This is a genomic window from Pseudomonas sp. GL-RE-29, from assembly GCF_019947275.1.
GTDB lineage: Bacteria > Pseudomonadota > Gammaproteobacteria > Pseudomonadales > Pseudomonadaceae > Aquipseudomonas > Aquipseudomonas fluorescens_A.
The window spans coordinates 33124-47332 of sequence record NZ_JAGYGD010000039.1 but is presented as its reverse complement, the minus strand read 5'-3'; the positions used below and the strand labels follow the sequence as shown (position 1 = coordinate 47332).

Genomic DNA, 14209 nt, shown 5'->3' with positions numbered 1-14209 from the left:
CCCAGTGCCGCTCCGGTCGCACGCCTGATATACAGATAAGTCCTGATAACGATGGCCCTACTGCAGATCGCCGAACCCGGCCAAAGTCCTCAACCGCACCAGCGTCGTCTGGCTGTGGGGATCGACTTGGGCACTACCAATTCGCTGGTCGCTGCATTGCGCAGTGGTCTTTCCGAGCCTCTGGCCGACGCAGAAGGGCAGGTTATCCTGCCGTCTGCGGTGCGCTATCACGCTGATCGCGTCGAAGTGGGCGAATCCGCCAAGCTGGCTGCCGCAACCGATCCCTTGAACACCGTGCTGTCGGTCAAGCGCTTGATGGGTCGTGGTCTGTCCGACGTCAAGCAATTGGGCGATCAACTGCCATACCGCTTTGTCGGCGGCGAGTCGCACATGCCGTTCATCGACACGATCCAGGGCCCGAAAAGCCCGGTGGAAGTGTCCGCCGATATCCTCAAGGTTCTGCGTCAGCGCGCTGAAGCGACCTTGGGCGGCGAACTGGTGGGCGCGGTAATCACCGTTCCGGCCTATTTCGATGACGCTCAGCGTCAAGCCACCAAGGATGCGGCCAAACTGGCCGGTCTGAACGTGCTGCGTTTGCTCAATGAGCCGACGGCTGCCGCTGTGGCTTATGGTCTGGATCAACACGCCGAAGGCCTGGTCGCGATTTACGACCTGGGTGGCGGCACCTTCGATATTTCGATTCTGCGCCTGACCGGCGGTGTCTTCGAAGTCCTGGCTACCGGTGGCGACAGCGCCTTGGGCGGCGATGACTTCGACCACGCAATCGCTGGCTGGATCATTGAAAGCGCAGGCCTGTCTGCCGATCTCGATCCGGGTGCGCAGCGTCAACTGCTACAAACGGCCTGCGCTGCCAAAGAAGCGCTGACCAATGCCTCGTCGGTCGAAGTGGCTCACGGCGACTGGAAAGCCGAGCTGACCCGCGAAGCCTTTGATGCGTTGATCGAGCCGATGGTCGCGCGCAGCCTTAAAGCCTGCCGCCGCGCGGTGCGTGATTCCGGTGTTGAGCTGGAAGATGTGCATGCAGTGGTCATGGTTGGCGGTTCGACTCGCGTGCCGCGTGTTCGCGAAGCTGTCGCTGAAGCCTTCGGTCGCCAGCCGCTGACTGAAATCGATCCGGATCAAGTGGTGGCCATTGGTGCCGCGATCCAGGCCGATACCCTGGCCGGCAACAAGCGCGATGGCGATGAACTGCTGCTGCTCGACGTGATTCCGTTGTCCCTGGGGCTGGAAACCATGGGCGGCCTGATGGAGAAGGTGATTCCGCGTAACACCACCATCCCCGTCGCTCGCGCCCAAGACTTCACCACCTATAAAGACGGCCAGTCGGCCATGGCGATCCACGTATTGCAGGGTGAGCGCGAGCTGATCAGCGACTGCCGTTCCCTGGCACGTTTCGAATTGCGCGGCATTCCAGCGATGGTGGCCGGCGCGGCGAAGATTCGCGTGACCTTCCAGGTCGATGCCGACGGTCTGCTCAGTGTCTCGGCCCGTGAGTTGGGTTCGGGCGTTGAAGCCAGCATCCAGGTCAAACCGTCGTACGGCCTGACCGACGGTGAAATCGCCAAAATGCTCAAGGATTCGTTCCAGCACGCCAATGACGACAAGGTTGCCCGCGTATTGCGTGAGCAGCAGGTCGATGCCCAGCGCCTGATCGAAGCGGTGCAGGCAGCTCTGGAGGCTGATGGCGAGCGTTTGCTCGACGCCGAAGAGCGCATGGTTATCGATGCGCAGGTGCAGGAACTCACCGAACTGATGAAAGGTACCGATGGTTTCGCCATCGAGCAGCAGACCAAGCGTCTGTCGCAAGTCACCGACGCCTTTGCTGCCCGCCGCCTGGACTCGACGGTGAAAGCCGCGCTGGCGGGGCGCAACCTGAATGAGATTGAGGAATAACGATGCCGCAGGTCATTTTTCTGCCACATGAAAAGTTTTGCCCGGACGGCATGGTCGTGGAAGCTGAGACGGGTGTTTCCATCCTCGAACTGGCACATGAACACCATATCGAGATGGAAAGTGCCTGCGGCGGCGTCTGTGCCTGCACCACTTGTCACTGCCTGATTCGCGAAGGGTTTGACTCGCTGGAAGAGGCTGACGAGCTGGAAGAGGACTATCTTGATCGGGCCTGGGGGCTGGAGCCTGTGTCCCGCCTGGGTTGCCAGGCCAAGGTCGGTACCGAAGACCTGACCGTCGAAATTCCGAAATACTCGCTCAACCACGCAGCCGAAGCGCCGCACTGATTCAAGGAATTGTCATGAGTCTCAAGTGGACTGATGTGCTGGAAATCGCGATCCAGCTGGCTGAAAGCAAGCCCGACGTGGACCCTATGTCGGTCAACTTCGTCGATCTGCGCAAATGGGTGATGGAACTGCCCGAGTTCGACGACAAGCCTGAGCATTGTGGCGAGAAGATCCTGGAGGCCATTCAGGCCCACTGGATCGAAGAACGCGACTGAGCCACGCTGCAGGTTAGGCAATACCCAAGAACCCGCGTATAATTCGCGGGTTTAATTTTTCGCAAATTACCGTTTCTGGAGTTACACCATGGCTGTTCAACGTACTTTCTCCATCATCAAGCCTGACGCTGTTGCAAAAAACGTTATCGGCGAGATCACCACTCGTTTCGAAAAAGCTGGCCTGCGCGTTGTAGCTTCGAAACTGAAGCAACTGTCCAAAGCTGAAGCTGAAGGCTTCTACGCTGAGCACAGCGCTCGTGGTTTCTTCGGCGACCTGGTTGCTTTCATGATCTCCGGTCCGGTTGTCGTTCAGGTTCTGGAAGGCGAAAACGCTATCGCTCTGAACCGTGAGCTGATGGGCGCTACCAACCCTAAAGAAGCTGCTGCCGGCACCATCCGCGCTGACTTCGCTGATTCCATCGACGCCAACGCTGTACACGGTTCGGACTCCGAAGCCGCTGCTGCTCGCGAAATCTCGTACTTCTTCGCAGCTACTGAAGTAACCACTCGCTAAGCATTGGCTTAAGAGTGAAGGTGAATCCATGACTACATCGACTGTAAAAACTAACCTGCTGGGTCTGACTCAGCTGGAAATGGAAAAATTCTTCGACTCAATCGGGGAGAAGCGTTTCCGTGCCGGTCAGGTAATGAAATGGATTCACCACTTTGGCGTCGATGATTTCGACGCCATGACGAACGTCAGCAAGGCCTTGCGCGAAAAGCTCAAGGCTGTTGCTGAGGTCCGTGGTCCGGAAGTGGTCAGCGAGGACATCTCCAGCGACGGCACCCGTAAGTGGGTGGTGCGCGTGGCGTCCGGCAGCTGCGTCGAGACCGTTTACATTCCCCAGGGCAAACGCGGCACCTTGTGCGTTTCGTCCCAGGCAGGCTGTGCCCTGGATTGCAGTTTCTGCTCCACCGGCAAGCAAGGCTTCAATAGCAACCTCACCGCCGCCGAAGTCATTGGCCAGGTGTGGATTGCCAACAAATCCTTTGGCAGCGTCCCGGCGACCGTCGACCGTGCCATCACCAACGTGGTGATGATGGGCATGGGTGAGCCGCTGCTGAACTTCGACAACGTCGTTGCGGCCATGCACCTGATGATGGATGACCTGGGCTACGGCATTTCCAAGCGCCGTGTGACCCTGTCTACTTCGGGTGTGGTGCCGATGATCGATGAGCTGTCCAAGCACATCGACGTCTCCCTGGCGTTGTCCCTGCACGCACCGAATGACGCATTGCGTAACCAATTGGTGCCGATCAACAAGAAGTATCCGCTTAAGATGCTGCTCGAGTCTTGCCAGCGCTACATGTCGTCCCTGGGCGAAAAGCGCGTGCTGACCATCGAGTACACCTTGCTCAAAGACATCAATGACAAGGTCGAGCACGCGGTCGAGATGATCGAGTTGCTGAAGAACATTCCGTGCAAGATCAACCTGATTCCGTTCAACCCGTTCCCGCATTCCGGTTACGAGCGTCCGAGCAACAACGCCATTCGTCGGTTCCAGGATCAGCTTCATCACGCCGGTTTCAACGTCACTGTCCGCACCACTCGTGGTGAAGACATCGACGCGGCCTGTGGTCAATTGGTAGGGCAGGTGCTGGATCGCACCCGTCGCAGCGAACGTTATATCGCCGTGCGTGAACTCAACGCTGACAACGATATAGCGCAGAACGCCGCGAAATAATTAAGAGAGGATCTCTATGTCCCTGCGCTTTGCGCTGCTTTTGCTGTTGGCCAGCCTGTGTTCCGGCTGCGTGCTTTCGGGTGATTACAACCCGATGAAGACCAGCAAGGGCCGTGACGAAGCGCGTGATGCGTACGTGCAGCTCGGGATCGGCTATCTGCAGCAAGGCATGACCGAGCGGGCAAAAGTGCCGTTGAAAAAAGCACTGGAGCTGGATGACGCAGATCCGGACGCCAATGCGGCACTGGGCTTGGTATTCCAAGCCGAAATGGAGCCGGAACTGGCTGACCAGCACTTCCGCAAGGCGCTGTCTTCTCGTCCCACCGATGCGCGCATCCTCAATAACTACGGCAGTTTTCTTTTCGATCAGAAACGTTACAAGGAAGCCTACGAGCGCTTCGAACAGGCCGCTGCCGATACCCTGTATCCTGAGCGTTCGCGAGTGTTCGAAAACCTGGGTATGACTGCTTCAATGCTCGGCCTGCGTGATTTGGCCCAGCAGCAACTGGAAAAAGCCCTGCGCTTGAATCGTCAACAACCTCGCGCCTTGCTGGAAATGGCTGAGTTGTCTTACGAAGACAGGCATTATGTGCCCGCGCGTGACTATTACGATCGTTTTAGCCTGCTTGCCGAGCAAAATGCACGTAGTCTATTGCTCGGCGTTCGGCTTGCAAAAGTGTTCGAAGATCGCGACAAGGCCGCCAGTGCAGGCCTGCAATTAAAACGACTTTATCCCGGTACGCCGGAATATCAGCAATACCTGTCGGAGCAATGATGAAAGCGGCGCATCCTGAAGTTGTAGCAGCGAATCGCGTAAATCCCGGTGAGACCTTGCGCCAGGCCCGCGAAAGCAATGGCTGGTCGCTGGCCGAAGTGGCCCTCAAGCTCAACCTTACCGTCAATTCCCTGAGTAATCTGGAAGCCGGCGCTTTCGACAAGCTGCCTGGGCACACCTTTGCTCGCGGCTACATCCGTGCCTACGCCAAATTGCTCGGTATGGACCAGGCCGTTCTGGTCCAGCAGTTCGACCAATCCACCGGTACCGATTCCAAAGGAAGCAGTGTCCATAGCCTGGGTCGTATCGAAGAACCGGTCCGGGTTTCCCACACGATTTTGCGAATTGTCAGCCTGCTGTTGCTGGTTGCTGTGATTGGTGGTGGTTTTGTCTGGTGGCAGGACCAGACTTCACTGCGCACCAAAGACCTGGTTAGCCTGAGTCCGGAACACGTCGAAGTCGAAGGCGCTGACGGCACCACCCAGATCCATCCGCTGGACGAGCCGGAAGATCAGGCCGTTGCCGAAGGTCAGGCTGAAGGTACAACCGCCCTGGCATTGCCACAGGCCGAAACCTCGACAGAAGCACCGGCCGCAGCTCCAGAAGCGGCACCTGCCGTAGCGCCGACGGCTCCTGCTCCGGCAGCACCGACGCATAGCGCTGCTCCAGTTGTTGCTACCCCTGCGACCCCGGCTCCAGCTGCTCCTGCCGTTCCAGCCCCGGCTGTGACTGCACCGGTTGCTCCGACTGCTCCCGCACCGGCTGTGCCAGCTGCTCCGGTTGCCGGCCAAGGCCAGGTTCAACTGCAATTTACTGCCGATTGCTGGACACAAGTCACAGACGGCACCGGCAAGGTGCTGTTGAGCGGCCTCAAGCGCAAGGGCGACAGCGTTTCCGTCAGCGGCAAGCCGCCGTTCGCCGTTCGCCTGGGCTACGCCCGTGGCGCGCAGGTCAGTTACAACGGTCAGGCAGTCGATGTTGCTCCGTTCACCAGTGGCGAGACTGCTCGCCTGAAGTTGGGTCAATAGTCATGCACGGCGAATCTCCAATCAAACGTCGCGAATCGCGCAAGATCTGGGTCGGCAACGTACCGGTGGGCGGCGATGCGCCTATCGCTGTGCAGAGCATGACCAACAGCGACACCAATGATGTCGCAGCCACCGTCGCCCAGATCAATCGTCTGGAAGCGGCCGGCGTCGATATCGTGCGGGTTTCCGTCCCGGACATGGACGCTGCCGAAGCGTTCGGCAAGATCAAGCAACTGGTCAAGGTGCCGCTGGTTGCCGATATCCATTTCGACTACCGCATTGCATTGCGCGTAGCCGAGTTGGGCGTGGACTGCCTGCGGATCAACCCAGGCAATATCGGTCGTGAAGATCGCGTGCGAGCTGTAGTCGACGCTGCCCGTGACCGCGGTATTCCGATTCGCATCGGTGTCAACGCCGGTTCCCTGGAAAAAGACCTGCAGAAGAAATACGGCGAGCCGACGCCTGCCGCGCTGGTCGAGTCCGCGTTGCGCCACGTCGAGCACCTTGAACGCCTGAACTTCCAGGACTTCAAGGTCAGCGTGAAAGCCTCGGATGTGTTCATGGCCGTCGAAGCGTACCGCTTGCTGGCCAAGGAAATCGTCCAGCCGCTGCACCTTGGCATCACCGAAGCTGGTGGTTTGCGTTCCGGCACAGTGAAATCTGCCGTGGGCCTCGGTATGCTGCTCGCCGAAGGGATTGGCGATACTATCCGCATCTCGTTGGCGGCCGACCCGGTCGAGGAAGTGAAAGTCGGCTACGACATTCTCAAGTCCCTGCACCTGCGTTCCCGTGGCATCAACTTCATCGCCTGCCCGAGCTGCTCGCGGCAGAACTTCGATGTGGTCAAGACCATGAACGAGCTGGAAGGGCGCCTCGAAGACCTGCTGGTGCCGCTGGATGTTGCGGTGATCGGTTGCGTGGTCAACGGCCCGGGCGAAGCCAAGGAAGCCCATATCGGCTTGACCGGCGGCACGCCAAACCTGATTTACATCGACGGCAAGCCGTCGCAGAAACTGACGAATGACAATCTGGTGGATGAGCTCGAACGCTTGATCCGCCAGAAAGCGGCCGAAAAGGTCGAAGCTGACGCTGCCGTCATTGCGCGCGGTTGAGACTGACTGAAGAGCCGAACGAATTTAAGGATTTATTGTGAGCAAGTCTCTGCAAGCCATTCGTGGCATGAACGACATCCTGCCCGAACAGACTCCCCTGTGGCGTCATTTCGAGGGCACCGTTTCGCGTCTGCTGGATAACTACGGTTACAAGCAGATCCGCATGCCGATCGTCGAGTTCACCGAGCTGTTCAAGCGCTCCATCGGTGAAGTGACCGACATCGTCGAAAAAGAGATGTACACCTTCGACGACCGTAACGGTGATTCCCTGACCCTGCGCCCTGAAGGCACGGCTGCCTGCGTGCGTGCGGTGCTTGAGCACGGCATCACCGGCGGTGGCCAGGTGCAGAAACTCTGGTACATCGGCCCGATGTTCCGTCACGAGCGTCCGCAGAAAGGCCGTTATCGCCAGTTCCACCAGATCGGTGTCGAAGTGTTCAACCTCGACGGTCCGGACATCGACGCCGAGCTGATCGTGCTGACCTGGCGCCTGTGGGGCGAGTTGGGTATCCGCGATGCGGTCAAGCTCGAACTCAACAGCCTGGGCACCAGCGAATCCCGTGGTCGTTATCGCGAAGCTCTGGTCGAGTTCCTGTCCGGGCATCTGGACAAGCTGGACGAAGACAGCCAGCGCCGCCTGAAAACCAACCCGTTGCGGGTACTGGACACCAAGAACGCCGACACACAAGCGATCCTGGTCGACGCGCCGAAGATGGCTGACTACCTCGACGATGAATCCCGCGTGCACTTCGAGGGCCTCAAGGCTCGCCTGGACGCCGCCGGCATTCCTTATGTGATCAACCCGAAGCTGGTGCGCGGGCTCGATTACTACAGCAAGACCGTTTTCGAATGGGTCACCGACAAACTGGGCGCCCAGGGCACCGTGTGTGCCGGTGGTCGTTACGACGGCCTGGTCGAGCAGATGGGTGGCAAGCCCACCGCTGGCGTCGGTTTCGCCATGGGTATCGAGCGTCTGGTTCTGCTGCTGGAAACCCTGGAGCAGATCCCGGAAGAGATCTCCCGTCAGGTCGACGTTTACCTCTGTGCCTTCGGTGAAGCTGCCGAACTCGCCGGCCTGACCCTGGCGGAGCGCGTTCGTGATCAGTTGCCCAACCTGCGCCTGCAAGTGAATGCCGGCGCCGGCAGTTTCAAAAGCCAGTTCAAGAAAGCTGACAAGAGCGGCGCGCTGTATGCGCTGATCCTCGGTGACGACGAAATGGCCCAGCAAGTGGTAGGTTTCAAACCCCTGCGTGGCCAGGGCGAACAACAAAGCATTGCCTGGGATGCGCTTGCCGCTCACCTGGCCACCTGCGTCGTGCAGGGTTGAAGCTGTCTTAAACAGCCGATTTAGTGATTAAGGAGTATTGGGGTGTCGAGTACCGAAGACGAACAGCTGGCGGATTTGAAGGACTGGTGGTCACGCAACGGCAAGCCCCTGGTCACTGGCGGCCTGTTGGCGCTGGTTATCGTGTTCGGCTGGCAAGCCTTTCACAAGTATCAGAACAACCAGTCGCAAGGCGCCTCGGTGCTCTATCAGCAACTGCTGGAGACCACGCTGACGCCGGATGGCAAGCCTGATGCGGCCCGTGTTTCCGACCTGGCCGGCAAGCTCAACAGTGAGTTCGGCGGCAGTGCCTATGCGCAATACGGCAGCCTGTTCGTAGCGAAAGTCGCTGTCGACAGTGGCAAGCTGGATGACGCAGTTACCGAGCTGAAAGCCATCGTCGCCAAACCTGCCAACCCGGCACTGGGCGAAATCGCCCGTCAGCGCCTGGCGCAGGTACTGGGCGCGCAGAACAAGGCCGATGAAGCCCTGAAACTGCTTGAAGGCGATGCCGACAAAGCGTTCCTGGCCACTCGCGAAGAACTTAAGGGCGACCTGCTGGTGCAGTTGGGTCGTACCGATGAAGCACACGCGGCGTATCAAAAAGCCAAGGCGGCACTGTCGGATGAAGCGGCGGTCGGTGGCCTACAAATCAAGCTGGACGATCTGGCCAAAGGGGATGCGTGACGTGATCCGTTGGAAACATGCAGCATTGCTGGCTCTGGCCGTTTTGGCCGCGGGTTGCAGCAGCAACAGCAAAAAAGAACTGCCGCCGGCCGAGTTGACCGACTTCAAAGAAGAAGTGGTTTTGCAAAAGCAGTGGAGCCGTTCGATCGGTGACGGTCAGGGCGATAGCTACAACATGCTGGTTCCGGCAATCGATGGCGATACCATCTATGCCGCCGACGTGACCGGTGTGGTGATGGCGATGGATCGCAGCAACGGCGACGTGAAATGGAAGAAAGATCTCGAACTGCCTGTTTCCGGCGCCGTTGGCGTGGGTTACGGTCTGCTGACGATCGGTACGATCAAGGGTGAAATCGTTGCCCTGGACACCATCAACGGCGAAGAGAAATGGCGCGCTCGCGTGTCCAGCGAAGTCCTCGCACCACCGGCCAACAATGGTGATGTGGTGGTGGTTCAGACTCAGGACGACCGTCTGATCGGTCTGGATGCCGCGACCGGCAACCAGCGCTGGTTGTATGACAGCACGCCTGCGGTCCTGACCCTGCGCGGTACCAGCGCACCGATCGTTACCAACCGCCTCGCTGTGGCTGGTTTTTCGACCGGTAAAGTGGTCGCTCTCGACATTTCCAACGGCGTGCCGGTGTGGGAGCAGCGTGTAGCAATCCCGCAAGGTCGTTCGGAACTGGAGCGCGTGGTCGACATCGACGGTGGCTTGCTGCTGTCCGGCGAAACGATTTACGTCGCCAGCTACCAGGGTCGCGTAGCGGCACTGGACCTGCAAAGCGGTCGTCAGCTCTGGCAGCGTGATGCTTCCAGCTATGCCGGTGTCGCCCAGGGTTTCGGCAGCGTCTACGTGAGCCTGTCTTCGGGCACCGTTGAAGGCGTCGACGAGCGTTCTACCTCAGCCTTGTGGAGCAACGATGCTTTGGCCCGCCGTGAACTGTCGGCTCCGGAAGTGTTCTCCAGCTACGTTGCAGTCGGTGACCTGGAAGGTTACCTGCACCTGCTGAGCCAGGTGGACGGTCGTTTCGTCGGCCGCGAGCGCATCGACAGCGACGGCCTGCGTGCCCGTCCGCTGGTGGTGGGTGACACGATTTATGTATATGGCAACAGCGGCAAACTGGAAGCCCTGACCATTAAGTAAAGGTTTGACTATGCTTGGGGTTAACCCCCCAGGCTGCTTCACTTGTGGGTATGAAATGTGGGAGCGAGCCTGCTCGCGATGGACGTCAACGATAACGTTTGCGGCCTGAATGAATGCGGTGCCTTTGCGTTTATCGCGAGCAGGCTCGCTCCCACAAAAACAGCCACGGTGATGCCCCGAGCACCAGCCGCTGCCTCGCAGCGGCTTTTGTATTTTCTGAAATAACGAAGTGGAGAGCCGCATGGTTCCCGTAATCGCCCTGGTGGGCCGACCGAACGTCGGCAAGTCCACCTTGTTCAACCGCCTGACCAGGACTCGCGACGCCATCGTCGGCGACTTGTCCGGTCTGACCCGTGATCGCCAATACGGTGAGGCCAAGTGGCAAGGGCGTTCCTACATTCTGGTCGACACCGGCGGTATCTCCGGTGACGAGCACGGTATGGACGAAAAAATGGCCGAGCAGTCGCTGCTGGCCATTGAAGAAGCGGATGTTGTGTTGTTCCTGGTAGATGCCAAGGCCGGTTTCACCGCCGCCGACCAGATGATCGCCGAGCATTTGCGCAAACGTAACAAGCGTTCCTACGTGGTGGCCAACAAAGTCGACAACATCGACCCTGAAATGGCCCGCGCCGAATTCGCTCCGTTGGGCATGGGCCACGCGATTCCGATCGCCGGTGCTCACGGCCGTGGCATCACCCAGATGCTGGAAATCGCCCTGAGCGACTTCCCGAAAGACGAAGAAGAGCCGGAAGAAGGCGAGGAAGAGATCGTTGCCGAAGGCGAGGAAGCCAAGCGCATTCCTGGCCCGAGCGAAAAAGACGGGATCAAGATCGCCATCATCGGCCGTCCGAACGTTGGCAAGTCGACCCTGGTCAACCGCATGCTCGGTGAAGACCGGGTTATCGTCTACGACCAACCCGGCACCACCCGCGACAGTATCTACATCCCGTTCGAACGGAATGAAGAGAAGTACACGCTGATCGACACCGCCGGTGTGCGCAAGCGCGGCAAGATCCACGAAGAAGTTGAAAAGTTCTCCGTGGTTAAAACCCTGCAAGCGATCAAAGACGCCAACGTGGTGATCTTCGTGATGGACGCCCGCGAAGGTGTGGTGGATCACGATCTCAACCTGCTGGGCTTCGCCATTGAGTCGGGTCGTGCACTGGTTATCGCGATCAACAAGTGGGACGGCATGACGCCGAGCGAGCGCGACTTCGTGAAGGTCGAGCTGCAGCGTCGCCTGTTCTTCGTTGACTACGCCGACATCCACTTCATCTCGGCGCTGCACGGCACTGGCGTGGGCAACCTCTACGCTTCCGTACAGAACTCGTTCAAGTCCGCGGTCACCCGCTGGCCAACCAACCGCCTCACCCAGATCCTGGAAGATGCGGTTGGCGAGCACGCGCCACCGATGGTCAACAACCGCCGGATCAAGCTGCGTTATGCCCACTTGGGTGGTGCTAACCCGCCGATCATCGTGATTCACGGTAACCAGATCGAGAAAGTGCCGAAGTCGTACGTTCGTTATCTGGAAAACACTTACCGTCGTGTGCTCAAGCTGGTCGGTACGCCGATCCGCATCGAGTTCAAGGGCGGCGAGAACCCGTACGAAGGCAACAAGAACTCGCTGACGGACCGTCAGGTCAACAAGAAGCGTCGCTTGATGTCGCACAACAAGAAGGCCGACAAGAAGCGCCGCGACAAGCGTTGATTCCTGAAGGCCGTCGTCCGCTCTTGTAGGAGCTGCCGCAGGCTGCGATCTTTTGATCTTAAAAAAAACAAGATCAAAAGATCGCAGCCTGCGGCAGCTCCTACAGGGCTCGGTCATAAAAAGGGTGCTCACCAGAGCGCCCTTTTTTTATGGGCGCCGGATGGGCTATCCTCGGGCTCTCCCGCGCCGACGTAGAGCCGGGTGTAGAGCAGGGAATCACCAATGATCAGCAGTAAGCTGCCGAATGTCGGCATCACTATCTTCACTCAGATGTCTCAACTCGCGGCGCAGACCGGGGCAATCAACCTGTCCCAGGGTTTCCCCGATTTCGATGCCCCGCAGGCCCTGTGCGATGCGGTTGGCCGGCATATTGCCAGTGGCCACAACCAGTATTCACCGATGACCGGCCTGCCGGCGCTGCGTCAGCAGATTTCTGCGAAGATCGCGCGCAGCTATGGCGTCAACGTGGATGCCGATCATGAAGTGACGGTCACTCCTGGCGCCACTCAAGCGATCTTCTGTGCGATTCAGGCGGTTATCCACAACGGCGACGAAGTGATCGTGTTCGATCCTTGCTACGACAGTTACGAGCCCTCGGTGGAACTGGCCGGTGGTCGTTGCGTGCATGTGCAACTTGGGCTGAATGACTTCTCCATCGACTTCCAAAAGTTGGCTGACGCGATCACGCCGCGCACGCGGATGATTGTGCTCAATACGCCGCACAACCCAAGCGGTGCGCTGATCAGCCGTGCCGAGCTGGATCAGTTGGCGGATTTGATCCGCGATCGCGACATTTACATCGTCAGCGATGAAGTCTACGAACACCTGGTGTTCGACGGTGTGCCTCACGTCAGCGTGCTGAATCACGAAGAACTGTACCAGCGCGCGTTCGTGGTCAGCTCCTTCGGCAAGACTTACCACGTCACCGGCTGGAAAACCGGCTATGTGGTCGCGCCGCCAGCCCTGACGGCGGAGCTGCGCAAGGTGCATCAATACGTCAGCTTCTGCGGCGTGACGCCGCTGCAATATGCTCTGGCTGATTTCATGGCCGAGCATCCGGAACACATCGATGAGCTGCCGGGTTTCTATCAGGCCAAGCGCGATCTTTTTTGCGATCTGCTAGCGCCTTCGCGTTTCAGTTTTACCCGGGTGACCGGCACGTATTTCCAGTTGGTCGATTATTCGCAGATCCGTCCGGACCTTAATGACGTGGAAATGGCGTTGTGGATGACCCGCGAACACGGCGTGGCAAGCATCCCGATCTCGGTGTTCTACCAGACGCCTCCCGAGGGCCAGCGCCTGGTGCGGCTGTGTTTTGCCAAACGCGAGGAGACGCTGCGTGAAGCAGCGGAAAAGCTATGCGTGATCTGAGTGCGCTGCCGAACCTGACCGTTGCGCTGATCCAGACCTCGCTGGCCTGGCATGACCGTCAGGCCAATCTGGAGCATTTCGAACCGTTGCTGGAACAGGCTCGGGGCGCTGATCTGATTATCCTGCCGGAGATGTTCACCACTGGATTTTCCATGGAGTCCGAGACCCTCGCCGAGCCGGAAAACGGTCCCACCAGCAAATGGCTGCGGGCTCAGGCAGCGAAGCTTGATGCGGTGATTACCGGCAGCGTCATCGTCCAGGCCGCCGACGGCAGCCATCGCAATCGTCTGTTGTGGGTTCGACCGGATGGCGAGGTGTTGCACTACGACAAGCGCCATCTGTTCCGCATGGCCGGCGAACACAATCACTACACCCCCGGCGAGCGTCAGGTGCAGTTCGAACTCAAGGGCTGGCGCGTGCGGCCGTTGATTTGTTACGACCTGCGCTTTCCGGTGTGGAGTCGCGACGCCCAGGACACTGATTTACTGCTGTACACGGCAAACTGGCCGGGTGCACGGCGTCAGCACTGGAACCGCTTGCTGCCGGCTCGGGCGATTGAAAACCTCTGCTATGTGGCGGCGGTGAATCGCATCGGTACTGACGGTAAAGGCTTTGCGTATACCGGTGACAGTCAGGTGCTGGATTTTCAGGGTGAAACGTTGCTCAGTGCGGGGGAGGCGGACGGGGTGTTCAAGGTAGTGCTGGATGCGGCGGAATTGGCGGCGTACCGCACAAGATTTCCGGCGAACCTGGATGCCGATACCTTCGAGTTCACCTGAGATTTTCGCTGCCTGACATGGCCTCATCGCGGGCAAGCCCGCTCCCACAGGGTATCTGGGTGTACATAAAATTTGTGTTCACAACGGTCAACTGTGGGAGCGGGCTTGCCCGCGATGGGG

14 protein-coding genes are annotated in these 14209 nt (G+C 59.0%); all 14 read left to right on the top strand.

Annotated elements, in window-relative coordinates; translation table 11 throughout:
• Positions 1 to 51: 51 nt before the first annotated feature.
• The 14 genes from hscA (at position 52) to KGB21_RS25150 (ending at position 14089) form a co-directional block, all read left to right on the top strand.
• Positions 52 to 1914 carry a Fe-S protein assembly chaperone HscA gene (gene hscA / locus KGB21_RS25215; RefSeq protein WP_034150839.1) on the top strand — a complete coding sequence of 621 codons (1863 nt, stop codon included), beginning with the start codon at positions 52 to 54 and terminating at the stop codon, positions 1912 to 1914.
• Between the two features lie 2 nt (positions 1915 to 1916).
• Positions 1917 to 2258: an ISC system 2Fe-2S type ferredoxin gene (fdx, locus tag KGB21_RS25210; protein WP_034150838.1), complete on the top strand. Its 342-nt coding sequence runs from the start codon at positions 1917 to 1919 to the stop codon at positions 2256 to 2258.
• A 14-nt stretch (positions 2259 to 2272) separates the two neighbouring features.
• On the top strand, positions 2273 to 2473 hold the full coding sequence (gene iscX, locus KGB21_RS25205; protein WP_017123703.1) for a Fe-S cluster assembly protein IscX: 201 nt from the start codon (positions 2273 to 2275) through the stop codon (positions 2471 to 2473).
• A gap of 88 nt (positions 2474 to 2561) precedes the next feature.
• Positions 2562 to 2987, top strand: coding sequence for a nucleoside-diphosphate kinase (gene ndk / locus KGB21_RS25200; RefSeq protein ID WP_007916882.1), 426 nt, complete (start codon positions 2562 to 2564; stop codon positions 2985 to 2987).
• A 28-nt stretch (positions 2988 to 3015) separates the two neighbouring features.
• Positions 3016 to 4158: a 23S rRNA (adenine(2503)-C(2))-methyltransferase RlmN gene (rlmN, locus tag KGB21_RS25195; protein ID WP_034150837.1), complete on the top strand. Its 1143-nt coding sequence runs from the start codon at positions 3016 to 3018 to the stop codon at positions 4156 to 4158.
• Between the two features lie 16 nt (positions 4159 to 4174).
• The gene (gene pilW / locus KGB21_RS25190; protein ID WP_223507042.1) at positions 4175 to 4933 is read left to right on the top strand and encodes a type IV pilus biogenesis/stability protein PilW; all 759 of its coding nucleotides are present in this window, start codon (positions 4175 to 4177) and stop codon (positions 4931 to 4933) included.
• Positions 4933 to 5961 carry a helix-turn-helix domain-containing protein gene (locus KGB21_RS25185; RefSeq protein ID WP_223507041.1) on the top strand — a complete coding sequence of 343 codons (1029 nt, stop codon included), beginning with the start codon at positions 4933 to 4935 and terminating at the stop codon, positions 5959 to 5961. The genes pilW and KGB21_RS25185 overlap by 1 nt, the downstream gene beginning before the upstream one ends.
• A gap of 2 nt (positions 5962 to 5963) precedes the next feature.
• A complete protein-coding gene (gene ispG, locus KGB21_RS25180) occupies positions 5964 to 7073 on the top strand; it encodes a flavodoxin-dependent (E)-4-hydroxy-3-methylbut-2-enyl-diphosphate synthase (protein ID WP_003185136.1) in 1110 nt (369 codons plus the stop codon).
• Positions 7074 to 7110: 37 nt separating this feature from the next.
• Positions 7111 to 8400, top strand: coding sequence for a histidine--tRNA ligase (gene hisS / locus KGB21_RS25175; RefSeq protein ID WP_034150834.1), 1290 nt, complete (start codon positions 7111 to 7113; stop codon positions 8398 to 8400).
• A gap of 42 nt (positions 8401 to 8442) precedes the next feature.
• The gene (locus tag KGB21_RS25170; RefSeq protein WP_034150833.1) at positions 8443 to 9084 is read left to right on the top strand and encodes a tetratricopeptide repeat protein; all 642 of its coding nucleotides are present in this window, start codon (positions 8443 to 8445) and stop codon (positions 9082 to 9084) included.
• On the top strand, positions 9077 to 10228 hold the full coding sequence (gene bamB, locus KGB21_RS25165) for an outer membrane protein assembly factor BamB (protein ID WP_034150832.1): 1152 nt from the start codon (positions 9077 to 9079) through the stop codon (positions 10226 to 10228). The genes KGB21_RS25170 and bamB overlap by 8 nt, the downstream gene beginning before the upstream one ends.
• A gap of 241 nt (positions 10229 to 10469) precedes the next feature.
• Positions 10470 to 11939, top strand: a complete 1470-nt coding sequence (der, locus tag KGB21_RS25160; RefSeq protein ID WP_034150831.1) for a ribosome biogenesis GTPase Der — start codon at positions 10470 to 10472, stop codon at positions 11937 to 11939.
• 222 nt (positions 11940 to 12161) lie between these two features.
• Entirely contained in the window at positions 12162 to 13310 is a 1149-nt protein-coding gene (locus tag KGB21_RS25155) for a pyridoxal phosphate-dependent aminotransferase (protein WP_223507040.1), read from the top strand.
• Entirely contained in the window at positions 13298 to 14089 is a 792-nt protein-coding gene (locus KGB21_RS25150) for an amidohydrolase (protein ID WP_034150829.1), read from the top strand. Before KGB21_RS25155 ends, KGB21_RS25150 begins: the two co-directional genes overlap by 13 nt.
• Positions 14090 to 14209 lie beyond the last annotated feature (120 nt).

Coding starts and splice junctions, on each gene's coding strand:
- hscA (WP_034150839.1), top strand. CDS start 52: ATGGCCCTACTGCAGATCGCCGAACCCGGCCAAAGTCCTCAACCGCAC.
- fdx (WP_034150838.1), top strand. CDS start 1,917: ATGCCGCAGGTCATTTTTCTGCCACATGAAAAGTTTTGCCCGGACGGC.
- iscX (WP_017123703.1), top strand. CDS start 2,273: ATGAGTCTCAAGTGGACTGATGTGCTGGAAATCGCGATCCAGCTGGCT.
- ndk (WP_007916882.1), top strand. CDS start 2,562: ATGGCTGTTCAACGTACTTTCTCCATCATCAAGCCTGACGCTGTTGCA.
- rlmN (WP_034150837.1), top strand. CDS start 3,016: ATGACTACATCGACTGTAAAAACTAACCTGCTGGGTCTGACTCAGCTG.
- pilW (WP_223507042.1), top strand. CDS start 4,175: ATGTCCCTGCGCTTTGCGCTGCTTTTGCTGTTGGCCAGCCTGTGTTCC.
- KGB21_RS25185 (WP_223507041.1), top strand. CDS start 4,933: ATGAAAGCGGCGCATCCTGAAGTTGTAGCAGCGAATCGCGTAAATCCC.
- ispG (WP_003185136.1), top strand. CDS start 5,964: ATGCACGGCGAATCTCCAATCAAACGTCGCGAATCGCGCAAGATCTGG.
- bamB (WP_034150832.1), top strand. CDS start 9,077: ATGCGTGACGTGATCCGTTGGAAACATGCAGCATTGCTGGCTCTGGCC.
- der (WP_034150831.1), top strand. CDS start 10,470: ATGGTTCCCGTAATCGCCCTGGTGGGCCGACCGAACGTCGGCAAGTCC.
- KGB21_RS25155 (WP_223507040.1), top strand. CDS start 12,162: ATGATCAGCAGTAAGCTGCCGAATGTCGGCATCACTATCTTCACTCAG.
- KGB21_RS25150 (WP_034150829.1), top strand. CDS start 13,298: ATGCGTGATCTGAGTGCGCTGCCGAACCTGACCGTTGCGCTGATCCAG.